The sequence below is a fragment of the Massilia sp. S19_KUP03_FR1 genome (genome assembly GCF_036688685.1).
Taxonomy (GTDB): Bacteria; Pseudomonadota; Gammaproteobacteria; order Burkholderiales; family Burkholderiaceae_D; genus JALYUM01.
The window spans coordinates 94,535-118,741 of the sequence record NZ_JAQQPS010000013.1; the positions used below are offsets into that span (position 1 = coordinate 94,535).

The 24,207-nt window shown below is 61.7% G+C and carries 28 protein-coding genes; 16 read left to right on the forward strand and 12 right to left on the reverse strand.

The window, feature by feature from the left end:
- Positions 1-30 precede the first annotated feature (30 nt).
- The 3 genes from V6M87_RS15720 to V6M87_RS15730 all read right to left on the reverse strand — a co-directional run bounded on the left by V6M87_RS15720 (position 31) and on the right by V6M87_RS15730 (position 2,375).
- The gene (locus tag V6M87_RS15720) at positions 31-1,164 is read right to left on the reverse strand and encodes an AI-2E family transporter (RefSeq protein WP_332877585.1); all 1,134 of its coding nucleotides are present in this window, start codon (positions 1,162-1,164) and stop codon (positions 31-33) included.
- Between the two features lie 255 nt (positions 1,165-1,419).
- Positions 1,420-1,734, reverse strand: a complete 315-nt coding sequence (locus V6M87_RS15725) for a BON domain-containing protein (protein WP_332877586.1) — start codon at positions 1,732-1,734, stop codon at positions 1,420-1,422.
- A 71-nt stretch (positions 1,735-1,805) separates the two neighbouring features.
- Positions 1,806-2,375 carry a hypothetical protein gene (locus V6M87_RS15730; RefSeq protein ID WP_332877587.1) on the reverse strand — a complete coding sequence of 190 codons (570 nt, stop codon included), beginning with the start codon at positions 2,373-2,375 and terminating at the stop codon, positions 1,806-1,808.
- Positions 2,376-2,583: 208 nt separating this feature from the next.
- On the opposite strand from V6M87_RS15730, the gene V6M87_RS15735 reads away from it, so the two are divergent.
- Positions 2,584-3,051 carry a glycine zipper 2TM domain-containing protein gene (locus tag V6M87_RS15735; RefSeq protein ID WP_332877588.1) on the forward strand — a complete coding sequence of 156 codons (468 nt, stop codon included), beginning with the start codon at positions 2,584-2,586 and terminating at the stop codon, positions 3,049-3,051.
- 73 nt (positions 3,052-3,124) lie between these two features.
- Positions 3,125-3,511, forward strand: a complete 387-nt coding sequence (locus V6M87_RS15740; protein WP_332877589.1) for a hypothetical protein — start codon at positions 3,125-3,127, stop codon at positions 3,509-3,511.
- 224 nt (positions 3,512-3,735) lie between these two features.
- On the opposite strand, the gene V6M87_RS15745 is transcribed toward V6M87_RS15740, so the two are convergent.
- The 6 genes from V6M87_RS15745 to V6M87_RS15770 all read right to left on the reverse strand — a co-directional run bounded on the left by V6M87_RS15745 (position 3,736) and on the right by V6M87_RS15770 (position 6,925).
- Positions 3,736-4,119, reverse strand: coding sequence for a hypothetical protein (locus tag V6M87_RS15745; RefSeq protein ID WP_332877590.1), 384 nt, complete (start codon positions 4,117-4,119; stop codon positions 3,736-3,738).
- A 15-nt stretch (positions 4,120-4,134) separates the two neighbouring features.
- The gene (locus V6M87_RS15750) at positions 4,135-4,482 is read right to left on the reverse strand and encodes a phage holin family protein (protein WP_332877591.1); all 348 of its coding nucleotides are present in this window, start codon (positions 4,480-4,482) and stop codon (positions 4,135-4,137) included.
- Between the two features lie 57 nt (positions 4,483-4,539).
- Positions 4,540-4,866, reverse strand: coding sequence for a DUF883 family protein (locus V6M87_RS15755; RefSeq protein ID WP_332877592.1), 327 nt, complete (start codon positions 4,864-4,866; stop codon positions 4,540-4,542).
- A gap of 40 nt (positions 4,867-4,906) precedes the next feature.
- Positions 4,907-5,458, reverse strand: a complete 552-nt coding sequence (locus tag V6M87_RS15760) for a ferritin-like domain-containing protein (RefSeq protein ID WP_332877593.1) — start codon at positions 5,456-5,458, stop codon at positions 4,907-4,909.
- Between the two features lie 111 nt (positions 5,459-5,569).
- Entirely contained in the window at positions 5,570-6,493 is a 924-nt protein-coding gene (locus tag V6M87_RS15765) for an OmpA family protein (protein ID WP_332877594.1), read from the reverse strand.
- A 39-nt stretch (positions 6,494-6,532) separates the two neighbouring features.
- Entirely contained in the window at positions 6,533-6,925 is a 393-nt protein-coding gene (locus V6M87_RS15770; protein ID WP_332877595.1) for a DUF4398 domain-containing protein, read from the reverse strand.
- A 220-nt stretch (positions 6,926-7,145) separates the two neighbouring features.
- Here V6M87_RS15770 and V6M87_RS15775 point away from each other — a divergent pair, with 220 nt between their 5' ends.
- The 3 genes from V6M87_RS15775 to V6M87_RS15785 all read left to right on the forward strand — a co-directional run bounded on the left by V6M87_RS15775 (position 7,146) and on the right by V6M87_RS15785 (position 9,927).
- Positions 7,146-9,227 (forward strand): AsmA family protein, encoded by a 2,082-nt coding sequence (locus tag V6M87_RS15775; protein ID WP_332877596.1) that lies wholly within the window; start codon positions 7,146-7,148, stop codon positions 9,225-9,227.
- A 121-nt stretch (positions 9,228-9,348) separates the two neighbouring features.
- The gene (locus V6M87_RS15780) at positions 9,349-9,660 is read left to right on the forward strand and encodes a BON domain-containing protein (RefSeq protein WP_332877597.1); all 312 of its coding nucleotides are present in this window, start codon (positions 9,349-9,351) and stop codon (positions 9,658-9,660) included.
- Positions 9,661-9,705: 45 nt separating this feature from the next.
- Positions 9,706-9,927, forward strand: a complete 222-nt coding sequence (locus tag V6M87_RS15785) for a glycine zipper 2TM domain-containing protein (protein ID WP_332877598.1) — start codon at positions 9,706-9,708, stop codon at positions 9,925-9,927.
- Positions 9,928-9,992: 65 nt separating this feature from the next.
- On the opposite strand, the gene V6M87_RS15790 is transcribed toward V6M87_RS15785, so the two are convergent.
- The gene (locus V6M87_RS15790) at positions 9,993-11,228 is read right to left on the reverse strand and encodes a glutamate carboxypeptidase (RefSeq protein WP_332877599.1); all 1,236 of its coding nucleotides are present in this window, start codon (positions 11,226-11,228) and stop codon (positions 9,993-9,995) included.
- A 244-nt stretch (positions 11,229-11,472) separates the two neighbouring features.
- Between V6M87_RS15790 and V6M87_RS15795 the strand changes: the two genes are divergently transcribed.
- The 6 genes from V6M87_RS15795 to V6M87_RS15820 are packed head-to-tail and all read left to right on the forward strand — an operon-like array spanning position 11,473 to position 16,714.
- The gene (locus V6M87_RS15795) at positions 11,473-12,243 is read left to right on the forward strand and encodes a c-type cytochrome (protein ID WP_332877600.1); all 771 of its coding nucleotides are present in this window, start codon (positions 11,473-11,475) and stop codon (positions 12,241-12,243) included.
- 6 nt (positions 12,244-12,249) lie between these two features.
- Positions 12,250-13,536, forward strand: coding sequence for a c-type cytochrome (locus V6M87_RS15800; RefSeq protein ID WP_332877601.1), 1,287 nt, complete (start codon positions 12,250-12,252; stop codon positions 13,534-13,536).
- Positions 13,537-13,544: 8 nt separating this feature from the next.
- Positions 13,545-13,718 (forward strand): hypothetical protein, encoded by a 174-nt coding sequence (locus tag V6M87_RS15805; protein ID WP_332877602.1) that lies wholly within the window; start codon positions 13,545-13,547, stop codon positions 13,716-13,718.
- The gene (locus V6M87_RS15810) at positions 13,715-14,302 is read left to right on the forward strand and encodes a cytochrome C oxidase subunit II (protein WP_332877603.1); all 588 of its coding nucleotides are present in this window, start codon (positions 13,715-13,717) and stop codon (positions 14,300-14,302) included. The genes V6M87_RS15805 and V6M87_RS15810 overlap by 4 nt, the downstream gene beginning before the upstream one ends.
- Positions 14,289-15,908 carry a cbb3-type cytochrome c oxidase subunit I gene (locus V6M87_RS15815; protein WP_332877604.1) on the forward strand — a complete coding sequence of 540 codons (1,620 nt, stop codon included), beginning with the start codon at positions 14,289-14,291 and terminating at the stop codon, positions 15,906-15,908. The genes V6M87_RS15810 and V6M87_RS15815 overlap by 14 nt, the downstream gene beginning before the upstream one ends.
- Positions 15,908-16,714, forward strand: coding sequence for a c-type cytochrome (locus V6M87_RS15820; RefSeq protein WP_332877605.1), 807 nt, complete (start codon positions 15,908-15,910; stop codon positions 16,712-16,714). The genes V6M87_RS15815 and V6M87_RS15820 overlap by 1 nt, the downstream gene beginning before the upstream one ends.
- 23 nt (positions 16,715-16,737) lie before the next feature.
- Here V6M87_RS15820 and V6M87_RS15825 read toward each other — a convergent pair whose 3' ends face one another.
- Positions 16,738-17,469 carry a Crp/Fnr family transcriptional regulator gene (locus V6M87_RS15825; protein WP_332877606.1) on the reverse strand — a complete coding sequence of 244 codons (732 nt, stop codon included), beginning with the start codon at positions 17,467-17,469 and terminating at the stop codon, positions 16,738-16,740.
- A gap of 229 nt (positions 17,470-17,698) precedes the next feature.
- Here V6M87_RS15825 and V6M87_RS15830 point away from each other — a divergent pair, with 229 nt between their 5' ends.
- The 5 genes from V6M87_RS15830 to cls all read left to right on the forward strand — a co-directional run bounded on the left by V6M87_RS15830 (position 17,699) and on the right by cls (position 22,674).
- Entirely contained in the window at positions 17,699-18,376 is a 678-nt protein-coding gene (locus tag V6M87_RS15830) for a glycine zipper 2TM domain-containing protein (RefSeq protein WP_332877607.1), read from the forward strand.
- A 158-nt stretch (positions 18,377-18,534) separates the two neighbouring features.
- Complete coding sequence (locus tag V6M87_RS15835; protein ID WP_332877608.1) at positions 18,535-18,756, forward strand: hypothetical protein; 222 nt, start codon at positions 18,535-18,537, stop codon at positions 18,754-18,756.
- Positions 18,757-18,856: 100 nt separating this feature from the next.
- A complete protein-coding gene (locus V6M87_RS15840) occupies positions 18,857-19,003 on the forward strand; it encodes a lmo0937 family membrane protein (protein WP_332877609.1) in 147 nt (48 codons plus the stop codon).
- A gap of 168 nt (positions 19,004-19,171) precedes the next feature.
- The gene (locus V6M87_RS15845) at positions 19,172-21,289 is read left to right on the forward strand and encodes a site-specific recombinase (RefSeq protein WP_332877610.1); all 2,118 of its coding nucleotides are present in this window, start codon (positions 19,172-19,174) and stop codon (positions 21,287-21,289) included.
- Positions 21,286-22,674, forward strand: coding sequence for a cardiolipin synthase (gene cls, locus V6M87_RS15850; RefSeq protein ID WP_332877611.1), 1,389 nt, complete (start codon positions 21,286-21,288; stop codon positions 22,672-22,674). The genes V6M87_RS15845 and cls overlap by 4 nt, the downstream gene beginning before the upstream one ends.
- 118 nt (positions 22,675-22,792) lie before the next feature.
- On the opposite strand, the gene V6M87_RS15855 is transcribed toward cls, so the two are convergent.
- Positions 22,793-24,052, reverse strand: a complete 1,260-nt coding sequence (locus V6M87_RS15855; protein WP_332877612.1) for an MFS transporter — start codon at positions 24,050-24,052, stop codon at positions 22,793-22,795.
- Between the last annotated feature and the right edge of the window lie 155 nt (positions 24,053-24,207).

Below are 24,207 nucleotides of genomic sequence, written 5' to 3' on the forward strand. Positions count from 1 at the left end.
GGTGTCCGTAATGTTTGCCACTGGCAAACATTACTCACCCAGCAGTTCAGCCACCACTTCCATCCCTTCGATCCGCTCGGCCACCACCTTCAGCACCACCACCACCGGCACGCCCAGCAACAAACCCCACATACCCCACAGCCAGCCCCAGAACAACAGGCTGACAAACACGGCGGCAGGATTCATTTTCGCGAATTTGCCGGTCATCCAGGTGGTCACCACCATGCCGACCAGCGTCGCCACGGCCATCGACATGCCGGCCACCAGAAGCACCATGCGCAGCGATTCGAATTGCAAAAACGCGACCGTGCCGGTTGCCGCCGTGATCAGCAAGGGCCCGAAATACGGCATAACGTGGGCCAGACCAGAAAAAATGGCCCAGGCGCCGGCATTTTCCAGGCCGATCGCGCGCAACGCCACCCACATCAGCAGCGCCAGCAAGGTATTTGTCACGAGCAGCATGAACATGTACTTCTGGATCGACGTATTGATGTCTTCCAGGATGTGCACCGTGACTTTTTTGCGCTTCAGCGACGGGGTCAGCTTGACCAGCTTGCGCTTGAAGGTATTGCCCGACAGGAGCAGGAAAAAAACCAGAAAGATGACCATCGTGGCCTGCGACAAAAAGGTCGCCAGCCCGACCGAGCCGGCCAGCAGCCAGTCCATGATTTTGAAATTGCTGCTGGCAGGCGTGATGATCGGGCGGCGCGCCACCAGGCGCCTTTCGGCGCCGCCGCCAGAGGTCGCATTGGTCGTGGCCTGCTCGACTTCGGCGGCGGCTTTCTGGATCTGCTGGATGGTCGACGGACTGCCATCGGTGTTGTCGGTGATGAGTTTGGTGATCTTGTGCGTCAGCGCGGGTAACTCCTCGAGAATCGAGAAAAACTCCCCCTGCAGGCGCTGGGCAGTCACGGCCATACCCGCCACAATCGCGACCGTGACCAGCGTCGTGCCGATGACACGCTTGATGCGCCAGCGCTCAAGGAAACTGACCAGGGGATTGAGGGTGTAGGCGATAAAAATGCCGAGCAACAGCGGCACCAGGAATTTTTCGGCCCACTGCAGGGCAAATACGAGGGCGACAGTGGCCAGGATACCCAGCGACAAGCCTTTGGCGTGCACGTGAATTGGCAGGCGCGGCAAGTGGTCGGCGGCAACCGGCAAGTCATCGGTAAAAGTATAGGGAACGGCTGGGGGGGCTGGATCGGCAATCCGATCAGCCGGTTCGCGGTAGTCTGCAACTGGAGCGTCAGACGACGCCGTAGATGTGGAAACGGAATCTGAACTGGCGAGCTGCATGGCGAAGCCTGATGTCGAGGTAAAACGGGATAATGAATGAGGTGAGTGAAACGGTCGATCCGCCGGCGTGTAGCCGGCTGATCGATCGACTGACGCCTTCAGGCATCAGTCATACGGCAATTACTTGACGCGAACGTCGTTCTTGACCGATTTTACGCCTTTGACGCCACGTGCAATTTCAGCAGCTTTGGCTGCATCGGCAGGCTGGGCCACGAAACCGGACAATTGCACCGAACCCTTGAAGGTTTCAACGTTGATTTCCGTTGCTTTCAGGGTTGGCTCATTGATGATGGCTGCTTTGACTTTGGTGGTGATCACGCTGTCGTCGATGTATTCGCCCGTGCCTTCGCGGGTCGAGGTCGATGCGCAACCGACGAAGGTGGCAGCCAGGGAAACAGCGAACAGGGCGGTGGCGATACGTTTGGCGATGGTCATAATAGGCTCCTTGGTTTATAAAAAATAAGTTTTTACTACAATTACTGCTCGGTCGAGCGTGCCAGTCGGGCTCACTTGCCGAACTGGATTTTGGCGGCGGAGACACAGTTGTCTTTCACCGCGCCGGCAAACGCGTCGCATTTTTCGCGTGCGACTTTGTATGCAGCGGTTTGCTTGTCAGCGCGTGCATCGGCACGCGCTTCCATTGTTTTGCTGTCTGCCCTGGCGTCGGCCTGCACCGAAATCAGTGTGGCTTTCGCCTGGCTGATGCAGACATCCTTGTCATTGCCGGTGACGGCATTGCAGCGCGCCTTGTCGTGCTCAAAATTGGCGGCGGCAATGCGCATGCGCGACTGGGTGTAGGCTTTCAGCGTGTTCAGATAATACGCATTCGCTTCTTCCTCGGTGCGCACGCGAGCGGCCTTGGCGTCTGCGATACACACATCTTTTGGATTGCCGGTGATGACACCGCATGCGGCGCGGGCATGCTTGTAACTGGCCGCCGCGCTGTCGCGCGCCAGATTATAAGCTGCCTTGTTACCAGCGGCGCCTGCAGGCCCCTGCCCTTGCAGCTGGGCCTGGGCCGGGGCGATGGACAGCCACGCCGCGCCGAGCAGTACCAGAAGGGTGGGTTGATGCATGCAAATTCTCCGTATCGAATCTTGTGTGTCTGAGTAGACGTTTTACGCCTGCCCGGCGCGTCCTTCTGTTCGTTGGCGTACATTCGCGTGCAATACGTTGCTAACTTATAAAATAAAGCCCAAACGCAACACTCACGGTGCGCGAACGCACAGACCGCGCGGCGCCTGCGCCCTATCCTGAGTACATACACCTATCAGGAGATTCATCATGAAACGCACCCGCACTCTCGTTGCCACAGTCCTTGCTGCTACCGCCGTCCTGTCTGGTTGCGCAAGCAACGCGCCGTATGGCAACAGCACCACGGCTTATAACAACAACGGCTTCACGAATTCGCCGGTGCAGGGCTCCGGCACCATCGATTCGATCCAGGTCATCCAGGGCCAGGCCCGCACGGGCGGCGGCGGCGCCATCATTGGCGGTCTGGTCGGCGCACTGGCCGGCAACCAGGTCGGTAGCGGCGGCGGTCGCACGGCAGCGACCATCGCCGGCGGCGTAGGCGGCGCCATGGTCGGTAACAATATCGAGAAGAACCGTGCCGGTGATGCGCCTGAAATGTACCAAATCAATATTCGCATGGAAAACGGCGACACCCGCAGCGTGACCCAGGATACGGTTGGCGACCTGCGCGTGGGTAACCGCGTGCGCATCGTCGATGGCCGCGCTTATCGCTATTAATTAGCAGCCACCAAAACCGGCGCCGCGTGCGCCGGTTTTTTTTGTCCGGAATATTCACAGAATGGAGACCACCATGTTTCAGTTCAAATACTTTTCGACAGGCCTTTGCGCAGCCGCTCTACTCCTCGCCAGCGCCGCAGCGTTCGCGCAAACCAGCGACGCCACCGTCCCCCCGGCGGCGGCGGCCAGGCAAGCCAGCGACGTTGCCAGCGGCGCCGATCCGGCGCGCTGGACCCAGGACGACACGACCCGCGCCAGCCGCCTGGCAATATTAAGAAAGGAAATCGGCGCGGCGCAGGCTGAAGCGCTCAGCGCCTGCGCGAAACAGGTGCCAGCTGCACGCGGCGCTTGCGTGGCGGCGGCCAAGGCACGCTACCAGCAGGACATGGCCGGCGCCGATGCGCAGGTCGATACCGCGCCGGGCGGTAGTGTCACCACCACCGTCACGACAAAACAGTGACATGAGACGAAAAAAAGCGCCCGATCAACGATCCCGGCGCTTTTATTGGCAATGCTGAACGTCAATTAGAACCTATCCCGGTAGGTAGGAGGAAGCTGATGGCGAAGCATGGCGAGCGTGGGCAAGGCGCGAGGACGACGCATGGTGATCCATGCTAGGACGAGCAACGCAGTCCACGTTCGTCAGGCGCGCCAGCAGCGACTCCGGACTACCGGGATAGGTTCTTAGTACGTGCTTGCATCGACTTCCTGCTGCGCCTGCCGACTGCGCCAATACCAACCCGCCACGCCCAGCAGCATGCCAATCGCCAGGGCCGGCTTGCCGAGCTTGCGGTGACGGATGAACTTGATCGCTGTCAGTGCGTACGGCGCCACGGAGGCGACGCTGAAACCGGTGGGATGCAGCAAGCTGTCGACACGGCCCCGAATAGCCCAGGTGGCGTGGTCGAGCGCCGAGTGGAACAGTACTTCCGGACGCGCGCCGTGAATGATTTGCGCCTTGGCGTGTGCCACGCCCGCGCGAAAAAAGTCGCCGTCGCGGATCAATTCTTCCTTGCGCTGTGCCGGTGTCTGCGTGATGGCGACGGTTTGGGATGCGAGTTTGTCCATGATTTCTCCTGATGCCTACAGCAGCATGTCGCGGTCGTGCTGGAGCTCTTTCATCGTTGCCGGAAAAGAGAGCTTGCCCTGCTTGAGCAAGCTCAAGCCTTTGACGACCAGTGCAGCCGTAATCGCCAGGAATACCAGGAACATCACCAGCAGGATCTTCCAGCCCATCGTTTCCCACGCCAGCGCCACGATCATGGCGGTGCCATAGGCGACGGCGAACCAGACAGCCAGGGCAGCGCCGGCGAACAGGGCGATCAACTCGATGGCGTGATTGCGCACCTCCGTCAATTCGATCGCGGCCAGTTCCACCCGGGACACCAGCAGCCCGAACAGGTTTTTTGCCAGTCCGCTGATGCCACCCATTAAGCCGGGTCCGTGTATTGCTGTCTCGTTTTTATCCATGGCGATTCCCGGTCTGTATTATTTGCGGCCCAGGATCGCGCCCAGCAGCAGGCCAACGCCAGCGGCGACAGCCACGGTGCGCCATGGGTTTTCCTTGACGTAGACATCGGTCGCTTCAGCGTATTGCTTGCCTTTGACAACAGCTTCGGTTTTGTATTCGCCAGCCTTGCCCATGGCCGAGTCGAGCAGTTTCATGCCGCGGGTACGCATTTCTTCGGCTTTTTCACCGGTCAGCGAAGCGGCGGCGGTCAACAGTGTCTGGGCATCCTTGACCAGCGTTTTCACATCGGTGGTGGCGGTATCGAGGGCGTCATTGGCCGTAGCGCGGAAGTTGGTTTCTTGCATGGTGTTCTCCAGTCTGTGGGTAAAATAAAAAAGTGACAGCTTAGTTCTTGGTCAGGTAATCGCTCATGTCGTCGGCATGTTCTTCTTCCTGCGCCATGATTTCGATCAACATTTTTTTGGTCGTAGGATCCTTGTCGCCGATCGCTTCGATCATCTGGCGATACGATTCGATGGCCACGCGCTCGGCGATCAGGTTGGCGCGGATCATCGCCTGCACGTCTTCCGATTCATCATACTCGGCATGGCTGCGTTGCGTCAGGGTGGCCGGATTAAAATCGGGCATGCCATTCAATTGGGCGATGCGCTCGGCGATCTGGTCGGCGTGGGCGGCCTCTTCTTCGGCGTGCTGCAGAAACTCGGCCTTGACAGCCTGGTTACCGCGGCCCGTCACTGTGTAGTAGTGACGCTTGTAGCGCAGCACGCACAGCAGCTCGGTGGCCAGCGCATGTTGCAGCATGCCGACGACGGCTTTGCGATCGGCTGCATAACCGGCCGTCACGGCGCCGTCATCGAGATTGGCGGCCGCTTCGCGGATCGCCTGGATGTCAAAGCCGTGGACTTGTTCTTGCTGCTTCGGTTCAGTATGCGCCATGATGTTTCCTATATTCTGTAGTTTGATTATAAATTATTTATATCGTTTCACGGGCACGCTATCGATGCACCGGGCGATGCATCAGCGTGGACGGTGACCCTGCTTGACTGCTTAGCGTGCCGCTGCGCGCGGGGCGATCGGCGCGCCCTCGTTCGACAGCACGATTTCGACGCGGCGGTTCATCTGGCGATTGTTGGCCGTGTCGTTCGCGGCAACCGGGTACGAAGGACCGTAGCCGCGCATGGCGACACGTTCACGCGCCACGCCCATCGTGGTCAGCGTCGACGCAACGCTGCTGGCGCGACGCTCCGACAATTCCTGGTTGTGGGCCACGGTGCCGGTGCTGTCGGTGAAGCCTTCGACCAGCACGGTCCGGTTCGGGTATTGCTGCATGACGGTGGCCAGCTTGCGCACGGTAGCCATGCCATCCGGGGTCAGGTTGGCCTGGTCGGTGCCGAACAAGACGTCGCCAATGGTGATGATCATGCCGCGCTCGGTCTGCTTGGCGTGCAGGTCCGACAGCAACGATTCAAGCTGGGCGGCGCGCGCCTGTGCATCGCGGGTCTGGTCTTCGGCGCTGGCGGCGCGGGCCGTCGCATCGGCGGCCTGGGCTTGCGCCATCGCCGCTTGTGCCCTGGCAGCTTCCGCATCGGCGCGGGCGCGGTCCGCTTCGTTGGTGCGCGCTTCCAGGCGCAATGCATCGCGCTGCTTGCCGGCGCCGGCAATGTTCGCTTCCGCGGCCTTGGTGCGCGCCACTTCCATGGCGGTCGAGATCTTCTGCTTGGCGATGTAAGCGAGGCGGTCGATTTTTTCCAGGCTGTCGTTCTTGGCAGCGGCTGCGTTCGCTTCGTTGAGCGCATCGCTGGCCTGCTTGAATTCCAGCGGGGCGTAGGCGGAAATATTCGGGGTGTTATTCGCCATCACAAAATCGCTGCGGGCCTGGTCCAGGGTGGACGTGGTGGTTGGCGTCGTGCTGCATGCTGCCAGGAAAACGGCGCTGGCCAGGATGGTGGCTTTAAAAAAATGCTGTTTCATGATGCGGTTCCTTTTATTGTTCGGGACGAGACCGGGAAATTATTGGGTCGGCGTATTGGCGCGCTCGACTTCCTGGCGCAGCACGCGCAGGTCATCATTGAGCGCTTGCGAAGCAGCAGTGGCCTTGGCCGAGTTGGCCTTGCTCTGCGCCAGTTGCGCATCGGCCTGAGCCTGCGTCGCCAGCTGGCTGGCCAGCTTGTAGTCCTTGGCGGCCAGGGCCTGATTGGCCAGCATCATTTTGGCGCGGGCCGCATTGATTTCTTCCGGTGCCAGCTGGGCGGCGCCCGCGCTCACGGCATTGTCGACGGCATTGCGGGATACGGCCACGTCGGCCGTGGCCGGCGCGCGGTTCGGGCTGGCGCAGGCGCTCAAGACCAAAACGGCGGCAACTGCGGCGAAGCGCGCAACCAATTTGTTCGATTTTGCATCCATCTGATTCTCCTGATTAGCATTCAACGGTAGTGTTGTTAACGTTATAAGCCGATTGCACGGCAGTTTCAGTTCGCTGCCGCACATTGCTGACATTCAGGCAATGTTCGGCACTTTTCTGGCGTATCTGCACGCACCGCATACTGATGTGCTGTAGCGAACATATGCAATGATGCACTTCGGTTAGTCTGCCAACAACCTGTTTACTTATCCTGGAATGTTCATGCCCGCACCTTCTCCGTCTTCGGCGCCCGCCGCATCGAAGCCGCATACCACCCGCACCATCCTGCTGTCCCTGCTGGCACTGCTGGTCACCCTTCCCATCCTTGCCTGCATCGTGGTGGCGACCTACGACTGGAACCGCGCCAAGCCCTGGCTCAACGCCAGAGTCGCCGACGCGCTCGACCGGCCGTTTGCCATCCGCGGCGACCTGTCGGTGCGCTGGGAACAGCCGGCCAGCCAGATGGCGGGCCAGGACAAGCAGTGGCGCGACTACCTGCCATGGCCGCACTTGCTTGCCAAGGATGTCCACCTGGGCAACCCGGCCGGCATGGCACAAACCGACGCGGCCACCATCGTCGAAGGCGCCTTTTCGCTCAACCCGCTGGCCCTGCTGCAACAGCGTATCGAAATCCCACTGCTGCGCTTTCAGGCGCCCAGATTGGCCCTGCTGCGCGTCGACGCGACGCACAACAACTGGACCTTCAAGCAGAACACGCAGCCGTCGCGCTGGCAGTTCGAGCTAGAGCGCGTGGTGCTGACGCAAGGCGTGGTCCAGTTCGACGACGCCGTCACCAACACGCACGTGCTTGCCAAGGTGGCCACGCTCGACCAGCCGGGCCCTTACGGCATTGCCTGGACCGTCACCGGCATGTACAGCGGCGCTCCGGTCACCGGCGGCGGCAAGGCCGGTGCGGTGCTGTCATTGAAGAACCAGGACACCCCCTTCCCGATCCAGGCTGACCTGCGCTCCGGCTCGAACCGCGTCACCATCGAAGGCACTGCCACCCGCCCGGCGCAGCTGGCCGCCATCGACGTCCAGCTGAGCCTGGCCGGGCGCAGCATGGCGCGCCTGTACGAACTGACCGGCGTGCTGCTACCGGAAACCCCGCCGTTCGCCACCGCGGGTCACCTGACCGGCACCATCGACCGCAATGGCAGCCAGTGGACCTATGACAATTTCAAGGGCAAGGTCGGCTCCAGCGACATCAGCGGCAAGCTGGCCTACCGCACCGGCAAGCCACGCGGCTATCTGAGCGGCAACATCGAATCGAAGCTGCTCAATTTCAAAGACCTGGGCCCGCTGGTGGGCGCCGATTCGAACGCCAGCAAGAAGGTCCGCGGCGCCACCGAGACGCAACCGGCCGGCAAAGTCCTGCCGGTGGAACAGTTCCGCACGGCACGCTGGAAAACCATCGATGCCGACGTCCGCTACAGCGCCGCGCGCATCCTGCGCGATGAAAAGCTGGCGCTCAACAAGCTGTCGACCCACGTGCTCATGAACAACGGGGTGCTGACGCTGGCGCCGCTCGACTTCGGCCTGGCCGGCGGCGACCTGAGCTCGACCATCCGCCTGGACGGCAGCGGCGACGATGGCCAGCAAGCGATCAAGGCAACCATGAATATTACCGCGCGTAACATCCAGATCAAACAATTGTTCCCGACGATAGAACAGATGCAGGCCACTGTCGGCGAGATCAACGGCGACGCCCAATTGTCGGCCAGCGGCGATTCGATCGCCTCGCTGCTGGGAAAATCGAATGGCGAAGTCAAGGCCCGAATCGGTCAAGGCAGCATCAGCAAGCTGCTGCTAGAGGAAATGGGGCTGAACCTGGGTAGTGTCATCATCGCCAAGGTTACCGGCGACAAGCAGGTCAAGCTGAACTGCATGGCCACCGATTTCCGCGTCGACAACGGCCTGATGAATGCACGCCGCTTCGTCATCGACACCGAGGAAGCGCTGGTCGACGTCGACGGCACCATCAACCTGGCCACCGAAGAACTCGACCTGATCCTGCGTCCGCAGACCAAGGGTGTGCGCGTGCTGTCGCTGCGTGCGCCGCTGTATGTGAAGGGTCCGTTCAGCAAACCGAAGGTCAGCGTCGACATGAAAACGCTGGCCATGAAAGGCGGCGCCGCGGTCCTGCTGGCCGTCATCGCCCCGCCGCTGGCCGCCCTGGTGCCCTTGACACAGCAGCAGGCCAACAACAATGCCGATTGCGCCAGCCTGCTGGCCAATGCCAAGGTGAAGCCAGTGGCGCCACCGCCGGGCCAGCGCGTCCCGTTCAAACGCATCGTGCGTTAAAAAATGTTAGTTCGACAATTTTCAACATGTGTGCGTTGACGAACAGACCAATTTCCTTGTGGACTTTAATATTCTCTCCATGGTGAACGTTCACCAAAGCAAAACAGCTGCAAAGGACACTATGAAAAATTTTAAAATCGCCAGTACCCTGATCGCCGCACTGATGCTCAGCACCATTGTTGGTTGCGCATCGACCGCCAAGCAGGAAAGCACCGGCCAGTACATCGATGACAGCGCCATTACCACCGGCGTCAAAGCCGCGATCCTGAATGCGCCAACCTTGAAAGTTTCGGAAATCAATGTTGAAACGTTCAAGGGCACGGTTCAACTGAGCGGCTTCGTCAGCTCGGCTGAAAATATTGCCACGGCGTCGTCGGTGGCCCGTAGCGTGAACGGCGTGAAATCGGTCAAGAACGACCTGCGTCTGAAGTAATCGACCGCACTTTAAGTTCATTTAATAATCTCAAGGAGAACCACCATGAAATCGATCAAACAACTCGTCGCAGGCGTTTCGTTGGCAGCAGTCGCACTCGGCATGGTCGGCTGCGCCGGCATGTCGAACCAGGATAAAAACACCGCCATCGGCGCCGGCGCCGGTGCAGTGATCGGCGGCGTGCTGACCGGCGGCAGCGCCGTCGGCACGGTTGGCGGCGCAGCCGTCGGCGGCGTGATCGGCAATCAGGTCAAGCCGACCCGTTAAGCTTCAACGTTCGCACGCAAGCAAAAACGCCGTCCAGCTGGACGGCGTTTTTTTGCGCGGATGGTTTATTGGGACAGCGTTTCGAGCAGCCGCACCGTCAGGTACAGGCGCGCCGGCACGCTGTCCAGGTCGGCCCACTCATCCGGCGAATGGAGACGGTCGCCGACGATGCCCAGGCCATCGAGCACCATCGGCTTGGCGCTACCGGGCTGCCAGGCAAAACCGGCGTCGGTGCCGTAGCGCATCGCGGTTGGCACCAGCGTTTTACCCAGCTCGGCGTAGATGCTCACTGCTTGCGCCGCCAATTGATCAGTGGCGGCGTTGCGCGCGAAGGGCGGGCGGGTCGCATCGACCTTGACGCTGACGCTGGTGCCGGGAATGATTGTGAGACGGCTGATCGTATCGGCGTCGCGCTGCACCCGGGCCAGTTCCTGCGGCACGGAATAACGCATGTCGCCGGTGGCGCTGGCCTGGTCGGGGATGATGTTCATCTTCTGGCCGGCACGCAGCATGGTCCAGTTGACGGTGGTGCCCTGCGCTGCGCTGCCCAGGTTGCGCAACGCCAGCACCTGGTGCCCCAGTTCGAGCGCTGCATTATTGCCCTTTTCCGGCGCCGAACCGGCGTGCGAGGCCAGCCCTTTGACGTCCAGGTGCAGGTAGGCGATGCCGTTGGTGGCGACAATCACGCGCTCGGCGTCGGGCGGTTCGAACAGCAGCACCGCATCCTGCTGCGCGGCCAGTGCGCGGATCGCAGCGCGCGAACCTTGTGAACCGACTTCTTCGTCCGGATTGAACAGGACCGTCAAGGTTTTGTAGCCATTCATGCCGCGCGCCCGGGCAATCGCCAGCGCCTGCAATATCAGCATCGCGCCGCCCTTCGCATCGGCCACGCCGGGACCGTAGGCCTTGTTGCCCGCCACGCGGAACGGGCGCGCGGCCGCATCGCCGACGCCGAACACGGTGTCGTAGTGAATCATCAGCATCAAATTCTTGCTGCCGCTGCCGCGCAGCGTACCCACCACCGTCTTGCCGGCCGACGGCGCCGCCGCCGTCAGATGCACATCGGCGCCGAGCGCTGTCAGGCGCGCTGCCAATACATCGGCAACCTGGTTCAGACCGGCGCCGTCCTGGCTACCGGAGTCGAGGTTGACCAGCTGGGCCAGCCCGGTCAGGAAATCCGGCCGGGCTGCTTCGGCAGCAGCCAGGAGCGGGGCATCGGCCTGCGCCCAGGCACTGTTGCAGGCAAGGCAAACGGCGCTGGCGGCCAGCGCACGCAGCGCGTGGTGTATGTTTTTTTTCATGGCTCAGCTGCAAATGAATGACGCCGTAATCATACATTGGCCGAGGCGTGGCCCATACAAGTACCGGCGGTGGCCCAAAAAAACCGGAAAACAAGTACCAATTGTTAAAACCAGTAACAATTTAATCATGCTAGTATGTACATGTCCTGCAGTAACTATCACGATCTTTCACGATCGCTGCCGCAGCTCTTCAAAGCTGATCTGTGCGCGCTTCCCTTGCACACTCCCTCACGAAGCGCCTTTCATGACTCTTTACCCATTCCGTCCGCATGGCGCCTTGCGCCGCGCGGCTGCGCTGCTATTTTCAAGCACGGCGCTGCTTTCTGTGCTGCATGGCGCCCAGGCCCAGCCGGTCCAGAACCGCGCCGACGCGATTCCCGCGTTCAAACAACTCGACTCGATCGAAGCGCGGGTCCAGGGCTGTGTCACCTGCCACGGCCAGCAAGGCCAGGGCACGGCCGACGGTTATTTCCCGCGCATCGCCGGCAAGCCCGCCGGTTACCTGTACAACCAGCTGATCGCCTTTCGCGACGGCACACGCAGCTATCCACCGATGAATTACCTGGTGGCCTACCTGCCTGACCCGTACCTGAAGGCGATGGCCGAGCATTTCGCGGCCCAGCGTCCACCGCTGCAGACCCAGGCAGTGGACGCCGCGCCCGCGAACAGCGCGGCGAACGCGCGCGGCCAGCTGCTCGCCACCGCCGGCGACGCGGCCAAGGGCATTCCCGCCTGTGTCGCCTGTCACGGCAAGAACCTGAGTGGCATGGAACCCGGCATTCCCGGCCTGGCCGGCTTGCGGCCTGCCTACATCGCCGGCCAATTGACGCGCTGGAAAGTCGGCGAGCGCCACGCACTGGCGCCCGACTGCATGAAGCGCATCGCCACGCGCCTGTCCGACAGCGATATCAGCGCGGTGGCCGGCTGGCTGGCGCAGCAAACCCCTCCGGCGCAAGCGTCGCCCGAGCCTTCCAATCTGGTTCGAATGCCGCTCGCTTGCGGCAGCCAACGGTAAAACAGCATGCGCACAAGCTTCCGAATCATTGCAGGTCTCCTTGCGCTGGGCGTTATTGCCGGCGCCACCTTGTATTTCCTGCGTCCAGGCGTGCTGCCCCACGGCAAAGGGCTGACGCAACTCAGCGCGACCTCCAAGGTCATCACGCGCGGCGAGTATTTGGCCCGGGCCGGCGACTGCGTGGCCTGCCACACGGTACCGAACGGCGCCCTGTTTGCGGGCGGGCGCGCCATGGCCACCCCGTTCGGCAACCTGTACGTGCCGAACATCACGCCAGACGACGACACCGGCATCGGGCTGTGGAATACCGAAGAGTTTTACCGCATGATGCATACCGGCGTCTCGCGCGACGGCAAGCTGCTCTATCCGGCCATGCCGTTTGCCTCCTACACCCAGGTGACCAAGGACGATTCCGACGCCATCTTCGCGTACCTGATGTCGATCACGCCGGTCAAGCTGAAGAACCGCGAACACGAACTGCGCTTCCCCTTCAATAACCGCGAACTGCTGATCGGCTGGCGCACCCTGTATTTCAAGGAAGGCGAGTACAAGCCCGATCCGCAGCGCAACGCCGAGTGGAACCGCGGCGCCTACCTGGTCAAGGGCCTGGGCCACTGCGCGATGTGCCATTCCGCCGTGAATGCACTGGGCGGCTCGAGCGAGTCGAAAGCCTTTGAAGGCGGCATGATTCCAAACCAGAACTGGTATGCGCCGTCGCTGACGTCGAACCGGGAAGCCGGCCTGGGCAACTGGAAGATCGAGGAGATTGCCAGCCTGCTGCAGGCCGGCGTCTCGCACCGCGGCACCGTCTACGGCCCGATGGCCGAAGTGGTCTACAACAGCCTGCAATACCTGACCGACGAAGACGCCAGGGCGATGGCCGTGTATCTGAAGGAATTGCCGCAAAAGGACAGCGGCCCGGCGCCGGTCAGCCAGGCGCACCTGGTCAGCCCGGCCGTGATGGAAGTGGGCCGCAAGGTGTACACCCTGCAGTGCGCGGTCTGCCACGGCGCCGACGGCAAGGGCCAGACGCCGGCCTATCCGCCGCTGGCCGGCAACCAGTCGATCACGATGGCCTCGCCGGTGAACCCGATCCGCATGGTGCTCAATGGCGGCTACCCGCCCGGCACCCGCAAGAATCCGCAGCCGCACGGCATGCCGCCGTTCTCGCACATCTTGAACGATGACGAAGTTGCCGCCGCCGTCACCTATATCCGCGTGGCCTGGGGCAACACCGGCGCCCCCGTCTCCGCCACTCAGGTCAACGACCTGCGCACACTGTTACCCGAATAGGACACGCCATGCCATCTCCGCACGAAACCGATGTAACGGCCGATACGGCCCGGGTTGACGCCATCGTCGCCCAGGGCCCCGCCGGCGCCTTTGCCGTGGCCGGCGTGGCCACCGTCATCGTCATGGCCATTTTTGTTGCCTTTTATTTCTTCGTGTACCTGCCGCGCGGTGCCGTGCAATGAGCGCGCCGAGCGAACCGGCCGTGCCCGCCAGCGACCACCATCTGGCCGAAAAGGTGGCCAACGCCGCCGAGCGGCGCTGGGCCATCATCGTGGTCCTGATCATCGTTGCGATGCTGGCGATGATGGTGTTTACCGGCCTGCACTATGCCGCCATGCCGCCGTCGCGGGTGGAAACGGTCGACATCAAGACCCTGCATATCCGCGGCGAGTTCGTGGAAAACAACCTTGGTACTGCGCTGGAAAAGGATGGCCGCGTGATCGTCCGCCTGATAGCGCAGCAGTACTCGTTTTCGCCCCAGTGCATGGTGGTGCCGGCCGGCGTGCCGGTCACCTTCCGCGGCACCAGCACCGATGCCATCCACGGCTTCGTGGTGGGCCGCACGAATGCCAACACCATGCTCATTCCCGGCTTCGTGTCGACCTTCACGACCACCTTTCCGAAGGGCGGCGAGCAGTTGATGCCATGCCATGAATACTGCGGCACCGGCCATGAAGCCATGTGGGCGAAGGTGCAGGTCATTCCGCCCGAAGAATTCTTCGCCAAAATCCGTGCATCCGAAAGGCTCAGCTGTGTTCAACGCTAGAAAACTCGTTGCGGCCCATTTCTGGGTCGCCTTCATCGCCTTCTTTGCCGCCGTCCTGCTGGGCGAATGGCAAATGTTCATGCGCAGCCCGCTGTCTTCCTGGATCAACAACCCGGAACATTACTACCGCTCGGTCACGGCGCACGGCACCGTCATGGCGTATGTGCTGCCCACCCTGATCGCGATGGGCTTCGGCTACGCCATCACCGAAATCGCCCTGAAGCGCCCGCTGGTCGGCCTGCGCTGGGCCTGGACCGGCTTCGGCCTGGTGATTGCCGGCACCGTGATGGCGGCCGCCACCATGGCAGCCGGCAAGGCGTCGGTGCTGTACACGTTTTACCCGCCGATGATCGCCAGCCCCTTCTTCTACCTTGGTATCGTGCTGGTGGTGGTGGGTTCCTGGATCTGGGTGGCGCTGATGGCCATCAACCTGCATGCCTGGAAAAAAGCCAACCCGGGCGCCACCATCCCGCTGGCGATGTACGGCAACTGCGCCGGCGCCTTCCTGTGGGCCTGGACCTCGATCGGGGCCGCGGTCGAAATTCTCGTGTTGATTTTGCCGGCCTCGCTGGGCTGGACCGACACCATCAACGCCGGCCTGTCGCGGGTGCTGTTTTCCTGGACACTGCACGCCATCGTGTATTTCTGGCTGATGCCGGCCTACATCGTGTTTTATACGATGTTTCCGAAGGCAATCGGCGGACGGCTCTACAGCGACACCATGGGCCGCGTCTCGTTTGCCCTGTTCCTGGTGTTCTCGATGCCGATCGGTATCCACCACCTGTTCGCCGACCCGCAAGTGGGCGCCGGCTTCAAGTTCGTGCACGCCGCCATGACGGCAATGGTGTCGATCCCGACCTTCCTGACGGTGTTTACCATTGTCGCGTCGGCCGAACTGGTGGCAAGACTGCGCGGCGGCAAGGGCCTGTTCGGCTGGGTCAAAGCGCTCCCGTGGTCGAACCCGATGATGCTGGCCGTGACCTTCGCCTTCGTCATGCTCGGTTTCGGTGGCGCCGGCGGCCTGATCAACATGAGCTACCAGCTCAACGAGTCGATCCATAACACCCAGTGGGTGACCGGTCACTTCCACCTGATTTTCGGCGGCGCGATCGTGATCATGTACTTCATGGTGGCCTATGAACTGTGGCCGCAGCTGCGCAACAGCGCACCGCTGTCGGCCCGGCTGATCAAGACGCAGCTGAGCCTGTGGTTCGGCGGCATGATGATCCTGACGCTGCCCTGGCACCTGGTCGGCCTGCTGGGCGCGCCGCGCCGCATGGCCTATTTCGACTATACCCACCCGGCCCTGCAAGCCCAGGCCATCACGGTGACCATGTCCACCGTCGGCGGCCTGATCCTGGTGGTGTCGGCCGTGTTGTTCATCTACATACTGGCGACCACGAAACCGGCCAGCGGTACCGTGCCGGCCTACGAATTCAGCAAGGCGGTGCACCCGGACGCCAAAACGCCCGCCGTCCTCAACAGCTTCAGCCTGTGGGTGGCGATGATGATCGCGCTGACCCTGGTCAACTACGGCTACCCGATTGCACAACTGGCCATGACCGAACATGCTTACGTGCCGGTCATTCACATCGGAGAACGTTGATGACAACGCATAAGCCGCAACCCGCGCGCCATCGGCTGGCGTGGATCTGCATCGGCACCCTGGCGGCGCTGACGGTGGTCTCGGTGGTGGTCGGCTTCGCCGTCCTGCCCTCGGCCCAAAGCGACTACAAGGCCGGCGGCCTCTGGGACAGCATTTGCCGGGCAGCCGGCGTGCCAAGTTCCTGGGGTCCCGGCGCCAGCGCCACGGCGCCGGTGGTGGCCAGCAACGTGATCCTGCTGCCGGCGATGGCGCGCACCGCGTCGTCCGACTCGGTCGGGCGCGGCGCCACCCTGGCCCACAGCTGCACCATGTGCCATGGCGCGCGCGGCATGAGCCGCTCGGACGTGCCCAACCTGGCCGGCCAGTATCCGGAAGTGGTGGCCAAGCAGCTGCACGACTACCAGACCGGCAAGCGCAGCAACGCCGTCATGGCCACCCTCGCGCAAGGCTTGTCCGAGCAAAACATCGCCGACCTGGCGGCCTACTATGCCAGCCTGCCGAAAGCGCGCCTGGCCGCCACCAGCTACGACGAAGTGTTGCCGGCGCTGGTGCGGGTGGGCGACCCGATGCGCAATATCGCGCCGTGCATCTCTTGCCACGGCGGCGTCGACCAGAAACTCGGCGCGCCCTGGCTGGAAGGCATGCCCAAGGATTACCTGGTGCAGCAGCTGGTGCAGTTCAAATCGGGCGCGCGCAGGAACGATGGGGAACTGCAGATGCGCAACGTGGCGCATGCAATGACCGCTGCCGAGATCGATGCCGTGGCCAGCTTCTATGCGCGCAAGGGCCTGCCGGCGCGCGAATGATGGCTGCGCGCCACTAACGTTGACTACTGGAAGGCCGACGCCACCGCGTTGGCGCCGGCTTCCTTGACGATCTGGTAGCAGGTGCACGAGGCGGCAGCCAGGCCGTCGGGATCGATGATTTCGATATTCCCGCGGCTGTAAATGATCAGGCCCTGCTGCTGCAGCGCGCTGGCCGCCTTGGTCACGCCGACCCGGCGCACGCCCAGCGCGTGCGCGAGGAATTCGTGGGTCAGGTGGAACTTATCCGATTGCAGGCGGTCACGCGTGATCAGCAGCGAGCGCGCCAGCCGCGCCTCGAGCACGTGGAAACGCGAACAAACCGCAATTTGCATCGCTTGCGCCAGCAGGCTGTCGGTGTAACGGTACAGCATGCGCTGCAGCGACGGGTTGCGCGCGAACTCGGCGCGAAAGGCCACCGCATCCATGCGACTGGCGTTACCGGCACGCTGGACGATGGCGCGCACCTGGCTGGTTTCGTGGCCCAGCGCCACGGTGGTGCCGAGCATGCCTTCGCGCCCGACCAGACCCACTTCAAGCGTCATGCGCCCTTCGGCCACACCGAGTAGCGAGATCAGGCAGTCGTGCGGAAAATAAATAGAGTGAATCAGGTCACCGGGATGGGACAGCACCATGCCGATGTCGAGCTGGACTTGTTCCAGCGCCGGCAGCATGTGCGCCAGCTCCTCGACCGGCAAGGCCGCTAGCAACTGGTTGGCATGGTGCTCCGCCAGCATGGGCGGTGCGGCATGGTTCATCGCATCCTCAACGGGAGACATCGGACATTCAAGCATGGTGGTTTTACAAGGGGCATGGGTGGCGACAGTTACATTTACCTACAATTTGAACAAGCGTAACCACTCTGATACGACAGGTATGTACGGTGACGCACGGATGCGCCGGATGCTTGCCAGCGACAATGACTTACTGACTGTACGCAAGAATATGCGTGCGCTCCCGGACCGAACAACCAGCCAAGGAATCACCATGCAATCGACCATCCCACCTGCCCCACCCGGCCGCGCCCGCCAGCATCCGCTGCTGATTGCCGCCGCCATCGCCGTCATCCTGTTTTGCCTGGTGGCCACGGCCGCCGTCATGGGCTGGATTCCGTCCACGCTGCGCGGCGGCGCCGACAACACCTTGAGCGAAGCTGACCGCATGGCACTGTCGAGCAAGATGGCGCAGCAGGACAATGTCGCGGCCGTGGTCACGCCTGCGCCAGCAATGGTGACAGCGGCGCCGGCGCCGCAGAACTTCGTGCCGGCCCCGGCCAGTGTGCCCGCACCCGAACCAGTTGCCGAAGCGGCGCCGCCGGCGCGCGACTGGTGCGCCAACTGCGGCAATATCGAATCGATCCGCACCATCACCACCCGCGCCGAGGGCAGCGGCCTGGGCGCGGGTGCCGGCGCGGTGCTGGGTGGCTTGCTGGGCAACCAGGTCGGCAGCGGCCACGGCCGCCAATTGGCGACGGTTGCGGGCGCCGTCGGCGGCGCCGTGGTGGGCAACCAGGTCGAGGGCAGCATGAAAGCCAATACCAGCTACGAAATCCGCGTGCGCCTCGACAATGGCAAATACCGCACGTTCCACCAGACCCGCGCACCGGGCTGGCGCGACGGTGACCGCGTGCGCGTTGTCAACGGCGGCCTGCGCTCGGTCAGCTGAAGTGTTCTAAAAACAACAGGGAGACCGGGCTGCGGCCCGGTTTTTTTATTTCTTATTCGCAATGTGAAACAGCGCACCGAGTCGCATCTGAGCAGGAGGGACAATCGCTTCACGTTGACGTTATCGACGGAGCAGGACAACCAAGGGGAAGGATAGCTATGAACAATCTGACATGGAGCGGCGTCGTTATTGGGGGCTTGCTGATCGCGGGTTTCGGTTTTCTCTCGGTATCGCACCTGCCCGTCGACGGCGCCAATGCTGTACAAGCGCAAGATGTACTGTTCCTGATGTCGGGCGGCCTGATGACCAGCTTGCTGGGCGCTGCAGGCCTGCTCGGTTTGACGGGGCAACGCGCGAGCGTTGCGAAAAGAACAAAATAATTACCATGAATGTACGGTATCGAACGGAGCGATCCGCGCGAAGCACCGATACTGACAACCACGGCGAATCTGTCGCCACTACCTCTACCAGGAGACTTCCATGCTTTACACTATCGCCGTCATTCTCGTCATTCTCTGGCTGCTCGGCCTGGTCACTTCGTACACCGTCGGTGGCTTCATTCACATCCTGCTCGTGGTCGCCGTGATCATGATCCTGGTGCGCCTGATCAGCGGACGCGGTATCTAGTTACCCCGCGCAGGCGGGGGCCCATGGCGCGCAATCCATGCCTGCGCCCTGACACCCCCCACACCGCAAATGGCGGCCCGACCTTGCAAGGTACGGGCCGTTATTACGTGCGCCGTACGGTTCGGCACATGTTAGGTACACTATGCTTTTATAGCCATACAGAATGTTATGCTCGCAACAATTGAACGTATCGACCCCGACAGCGACCGCATCGAACCACTGGTCGAACTGGTCGAATGCCTGCGCCAGCGGCGCCGCCAAAAACGGCCGCAAGCGCGCCTGGCAGTCCGTACTCTCACACAGTTACTCAAAGGCAATCCCGGCCACGCCTGGGCCTTGCGCAGTTACCTGACCCGCCTGCTGGAAAAGCGCCGCCATACCAGCCTCTACAGCGATATCGGCATCCTCTCCAACGATGGCTTTTTTACCGAACTGAAACGCCGCATCGCCTACCGCGTGTTGCCGCCCGCGCTGGATGATCTGTACCTGTCCGACGCCCTCGAGCAAGTCCTGTATGACGAGAAGGACGTGAAATGGATCCGCGCGGTCCCGAATGCCGACTGGCTCGAACTATTCGACACCGTCGCCAACGCGCCCGAGCCGGACGACGCCAGCGACCGCCGCCATATTCCGGGCCGCGCCCGCTATACCGTGTTGCTGGGCATGCTGGATGCAATCCGCACCCTGTCCTGCCGCGTCTGCGCGCTGGGGCTGGAACCGATCCTGGTGCACAGCTACAGTGAAATCGAAAATTTCGATTCTCCTTTCCTGATGCAGAACATCGAAGTCAATCTCTACCTCGATGAATACGCGCGTCAGCTGGAAAACGCGAATGCGCAGCCGGGCGACGCGCGCCACCTGCTGGTCATGCTGGAACAGTGCGACGACGTGGTTGCCAAGATCCGCAAGAATGCCCGCAGCATTGGCACCAGCATCGCCCTCACCTACGTGCTGGTGGCGCTGACCCAAAGCATCGACCGCCTGCGCAAGCTGCTGTTCCTGGTCGATGCCAGCGGCGAATTGCCGAGCGCGCCGACGCTGGACCTGGAAACCGTGGCCATCACCTCCACGCCGCCCACCGAGCCGACCATGTCGCTGCGCCGCGCCGGCGCCATTTCGCTGGCCCAGGAACTGGTGGAAGCGCACAACACCAAGTACCAGATCGGCGGCCTGTTCCGTTCGAATATAGACTTGCTTGCGCGCAATGTCACCGAGAATGCCAGCCGCACCGGCGAGCACTACATCGCCGAGACGCGTGGCGAGCTGCGCCACATGTTCGCCTCCTCCGCCGGCGCCGGCGTGATCGTCGGCTTCATGGCGATGCTGAAGATTTTCGCATCCTACCTGAAAGCGCCGCCCCTGGTCGAAGCGTTCCTGTTCAGCATGAATTATTCGCTCGGTTTCATGCTGGTGCACTTGCTGCATTTCACGATCGCCACCAAGCAGCCGGCCATGACAGCCTCGCGCATCGCCGCCGGCCTGCACAGCAAGGACGGCAAGGGCATCGACCTCGACACCACCGCTGCGCTGATCAATAAAGTGTTCCGTACCCAGATCATGGCCGTGCTGGGCAACCTGGCCACCGCCATCCCGACCGCCTACCTGATTGCATTGAGTTATTTCCAGATCACCGGGCGCCACCTGGTCAATCCGGACAAGGCGGCCCATTTGCTGTCCGACATCGACCCGTTCCACACGCCCGCGCTGGCGTATGCGGCCGTGGCCGGCGTCTGGCTGTTCGTGGCCGGCCTGATCTCCGGCTACTACGACAACAAGGCGCTCTACACGCGCATGGGCCAGCGCGTACGCCAGTTGCGCACCCTGCAGCGCCTGCTGGGTCCGGCCCGCCTGGCACGGCTGGGTAACTACATCGAGGACAACCTCGGCGGCTTGATGGGTAATTTCTGGTTCGGTATCCTGCTGGGCGTGACCCCGACCGTCGGCTTTTTGCTCGGCTTGCCACTCGACATCCGCCACGTGACCTTCTCGTCAGCCAACTTCGCCACGGCCTTCGTGGCAATGGACCAGCAGATGAGCTGGACGCTGGCCGCCACATCGCTGTCCGGCGTGCTGCTGATCGGCGCGGTGAATCTGATCGTCAGTTTCGGGCTGGCGCTGTGGGTGGCGCTGCGTGCCCGCAAGATCCGGTTTAATCACAGCTTGCGCTTGCTGAGAGCGCTAGGTAAACGTTTCATTCACGCCCCGATCGATTTTTTCATCGGGCCCAAATCCGCCGCGGCACTCGAACAGGAAGCCGCAGCACGCGCCAACAAGTGGACACTATGAACAAAACCCTCGCTGTGCTGCTGGTTTGCTTCGCCATGACTGCCTGCCGCACCTTGCCGCACAGCGACAGTTTTACGGAGGGCGTCACCAACAATACCAGCCGGGGCATGCCGACCATTGCCAACGCGAATGGCAAGCTCGCGCACGGCCAGGCCTCGGCACTGGTGGCCAGGCGCTGGGCCAAGGCGTCGCCCGACCTGAAGGCGCTGGCCGTTCTGGAAGAGCAAGCCACCAGCGTGCCCCTGTTTGCCGGCAACAAGGTTACCCTGCTGTTCGACGGCCCGGCCACGATGAAGGAAATGCTGGCCGCCGTGCGCGGCGCCACCACGTCGATCAACCTGGAAACCTATATTTTCGACCAGGACCCGATCGGCCTGGAATTTGCCGACCTGCTGATCGAAAAACAGCAGCAAGGCGTGACCGTCAACGTGCTCTACGACGCGGTCGGCACGCTGACCGTGCCGCAGGCGTTTTTTGAGCGCATGCGTGCGGCCGGTGTGCACCTGGTGGCCTTCAACCCGGTCAACCCGGGCGCGCGCAAGGGCAAGTGGGAAATCAACAACCGCGACCACCGTAAACTCATGGTCGTCGATGGCAAGACCGCATTCACCGGCGGCATCAACATCAGCAGCACCTACGCCAACAGTTCCTTCTTCCGGTCGAAACAGCGCCCGGCGCAGGACGCCGATAGCAGCAAGGTCGGCTGGCGCGATACGCACGTCAAAATCGAGGGTCCGGCGGTGTCCGCGCTGCAATGGAGTTTCGTGAACAACTGGGTACGCCAGGATGCCGGCGACTTGCCGGAGCGCGATTATTTCCCGACCCTGTACGCGGCCGGCGACAAGCTGGTGCGCGTACTGGCGTCCGACCCGGGCGCCGGCTTCGAAATCTACAAGTCGCTGCTGCTGGCGATCAATGAATCGAAAAAATCGATCCACCTCACGGCCGCCTATTTCGTGCCGGACCAGCAGACCGTCGATGCGCTGGCCGCGGCGGCCCGGCGCGGCGTCGATGTGAAGCTGGTGCTGCCGGGCGTGTCCGACCACGGCCTGGTGTTTCACGCGGGGCGCAATTTCTACGAGCCGCTGCTGGCGGCGGGCGTCAAGATTTACCAATTGCAGGTGGCGGTACTGCACGCCAAGACAGCCGTGATCGACGGCGCCTGGTCGACCATCGGCTCGGCCAATATCGACCGCCGCAGCTTCCTGCACAATTATGAATTGAACGTGGTCGTGGTCGATCCGGGTTTCGGGGCCGACATGGAAAGCGCCTTCAACGAGGACTTGCGCGATTCGAAAGAGATCACGCTCGAGGCATGGCGCCAGCGGCCGTGGTCGGACCGCATCAAGGAACTGGCGGCGCGGCTGACGGAGTACTGGATTTAGTCTTGAACTTGTCCATTTAAGCCGTTTTTGAGAATGCAGCGCGGCTTACATAAGGTAGAGCTCGTGTCTGAATGGCAGACCTGGCTCCAGGTCGCTCGCAAAAAACCAAAGAATATATTCAGACGCCACCTTGAGCAAGCCGCCGCCCCAGCGCGGTAGTCTTTGGTGTAAGCATCAAAGCAGTTGATAACAAAAACACGATCGCCGAGAGCAGGAACGCAAATTCAAGAGAATAAGTGTGCGCGGCGTAGGTCGCGATCAAGATGCCAGCCATTGCCCCAACCTGAAGAAAGACAGCGCGTAACGACAGCATTGCGGTCCGCTCTGTTTCACGCACCTGGTTATGAAACAGCGTCATGACAGGCGACGAAGACAGCGCTGCAATAAGGAAGATACAAAGGAATGCGAGGACGAAAGAAATGATATCGGTCAGGAAGTAAAGTGTCGAGAAGGCAGCCGCCAGCGCGATCCGGACAAAGATCATGACATTGTTGTAGTTGTTTCCGAACGCACGGCACAGACGTGGCGACAACAGCTGCCCTATCATGCTGACCAGCTTCGATCCTGCGTAGACTGCGCCGAACAACCATTGCCCACCCTCGAAGTTAACCAGATTCGATAATTTAATCTTCCAGAATTTCTCGAAGCTCATGAACGCGAGGGCACTGATGCTGCTCGACAGCAGCAGCAGACTGAGCACGGAATTATTCATACATGTCGACAGGATAGAACCGCGTTCACGGCCGAACAGAACGCTACCGATCTTGTCACGCCGCACGTTTGCGTCCGATGGGATCATGATGGTCACGGCTAGCATATGCAGAGGGATCAGCAATGCTGCGACAAGATAGTTAATCTCAAAACGATGACTGGCCAGAGCACCCATATAAAAATATGCCAGCACACTGGAAATGAATGCTCCTGCGAACACGCCACCCATCTGGTATCCACCGGCCACAGCCGATGATTGCTGGACTGCTTTCGGATCGCGGCTGTAGGTTTCGATCGTATCAACAAACAGCGCATCAAGCGTACCCGACGCCATGGCTGCGCTTAGGCCGGCAATGGCCATGAGCGCCAGCAACACGGAAAACGCATCAAACAGCAGCAATCCGATGCAAAACACAAACATGAATAGTTCGCCCAGGAGGAAGACGCGCTTTCTGCCGTAGCGGTCGGCCAGTATGCCGAACGGAATGTTGAAAATTGCGGTTACCAGTGCAGTGACAAAGACCATCATACCGATGTGCAGGCTGTCGTAGCCCTTCTCCTTCAGTACAACATACATCACGGGGGCGAGCAGGCCGGTGATCACACCGCCAAACCCGCCAAGGCCGGCGTAGCGGCGCACGAATTTCTTTAAGGTTTGTTCGCTCATTTCCTGTGGCGATGCGTTTTTCCGCGCAGCGCCGCGCCTTCCGGTAAAAGTTAAATTGAGCGATAGTTTCAGATGTCGAAGCCAATGTCACGTGCCAACACGGCGTTGGGAGCGCCAGCCACCACCACACCATCGTACGCCTTGTCATCCAGGTA

Bases quoted from the DNA above. Each gene is read 5' to 3' on its own strand.
- V6M87_RS15725 (WP_332877586.1), bottom strand. From the start codon at position 1,734: ATGACCATCGCCAAACGTATCGCCACCGCCCTGTTCGCTGTTTCCCTG.
- V6M87_RS15730 (WP_332877587.1), bottom strand. From the start codon at position 2,375: ATGCATCAACCCACCCTTCTGGTACTGCTCGGCGCGGCGTGGCTGTCC.
- V6M87_RS15735 (WP_332877588.1), top strand. From the start codon at position 2,584: ATGAAACGCACCCGCACTCTCGTTGCCACAGTCCTTGCTGCTACCGCC.
- V6M87_RS15740 (WP_332877589.1), top strand. From the start codon at position 3,125: ATGTTTCAGTTCAAATACTTTTCGACAGGCCTTTGCGCAGCCGCTCTA.
- V6M87_RS15745 (WP_332877590.1), bottom strand. From the start codon at position 4,119: ATGGACAAACTCGCATCCCAAACCGTCGCCATCACGCAGACACCGGCA.
- V6M87_RS15750 (WP_332877591.1), bottom strand. From the start codon at position 4,482: ATGGGTGGCATCAGCGGACTGGCAAAAAACCTGTTCGGGCTGCTGGTG.
- V6M87_RS15755 (WP_332877592.1), bottom strand. From the start codon at position 4,866: ATGCAAGAAACCAACTTCCGCGCTACGGCCAATGACGCCCTCGATACC.
- V6M87_RS15760 (WP_332877593.1), bottom strand. From the start codon at position 5,458: ATGGCGCATACTGAACCGAAGCAGCAAGAACAAGTCCACGGCTTTGAC.
- V6M87_RS15765 (WP_332877594.1), bottom strand. From the start codon at position 6,493: ATGAAACAGCATTTTTTTAAAGCCACCATCCTGGCCAGCGCCGTTTTC.
- V6M87_RS15770 (WP_332877595.1), bottom strand. From the start codon at position 6,925: ATGGATGCAAAATCGAACAAATTGGTTGCGCGCTTCGCCGCAGTTGCC.
- V6M87_RS15775 (WP_332877596.1), top strand. From the start codon at position 7,146: ATGCCCGCACCTTCTCCGTCTTCGGCGCCCGCCGCATCGAAGCCGCAT.
- V6M87_RS15780 (WP_332877597.1), top strand. From the start codon at position 9,349: ATGAAAAATTTTAAAATCGCCAGTACCCTGATCGCCGCACTGATGCTC.
- V6M87_RS15785 (WP_332877598.1), top strand. From the start codon at position 9,706: ATGAAATCGATCAAACAACTCGTCGCAGGCGTTTCGTTGGCAGCAGTC.
- V6M87_RS15790 (WP_332877599.1), bottom strand. From the start codon at position 11,228: ATGAAAAAAAACATACACCACGCGCTGCGTGCGCTGGCCGCCAGCGCC.
- V6M87_RS15795 (WP_332877600.1), top strand. From the start codon at position 11,473: ATGACTCTTTACCCATTCCGTCCGCATGGCGCCTTGCGCCGCGCGGCT.
- V6M87_RS15800 (WP_332877601.1), top strand. From the start codon at position 12,250: ATGCGCACAAGCTTCCGAATCATTGCAGGTCTCCTTGCGCTGGGCGTT.
- V6M87_RS15805 (WP_332877602.1), top strand. From the start codon at position 13,545: ATGCCATCTCCGCACGAAACCGATGTAACGGCCGATACGGCCCGGGTT.
- V6M87_RS15810 (WP_332877603.1), top strand. From the start codon at position 13,715: ATGAGCGCGCCGAGCGAACCGGCCGTGCCCGCCAGCGACCACCATCTG.
- V6M87_RS15820 (WP_332877605.1), top strand. From the start codon at position 15,908: ATGACAACGCATAAGCCGCAACCCGCGCGCCATCGGCTGGCGTGGATC.
- V6M87_RS15825 (WP_332877606.1), bottom strand. From the start codon at position 17,469: ATGAACCATGCCGCACCGCCCATGCTGGCGGAGCACCATGCCAACCAG.
- V6M87_RS15830 (WP_332877607.1), top strand. From the start codon at position 17,699: ATGCAATCGACCATCCCACCTGCCCCACCCGGCCGCGCCCGCCAGCAT.
- V6M87_RS15835 (WP_332877608.1), top strand. From the start codon at position 18,535: ATGAACAATCTGACATGGAGCGGCGTCGTTATTGGGGGCTTGCTGATC.
- V6M87_RS15840 (WP_332877609.1), top strand. From the start codon at position 18,857: ATGCTTTACACTATCGCCGTCATTCTCGTCATTCTCTGGCTGCTCGGC.
- V6M87_RS15845 (WP_332877610.1), top strand. From the start codon at position 19,172: ATGCTCGCAACAATTGAACGTATCGACCCCGACAGCGACCGCATCGAA.
- cls (WP_332877611.1), top strand. From the start codon at position 21,286: ATGAACAAAACCCTCGCTGTGCTGCTGGTTTGCTTCGCCATGACTGCC.
- V6M87_RS15855 (WP_332877612.1), bottom strand. From the start codon at position 24,052: ATGAGCGAACAAACCTTAAAGAAATTCGTGCGCCGCTACGCCGGCCTT.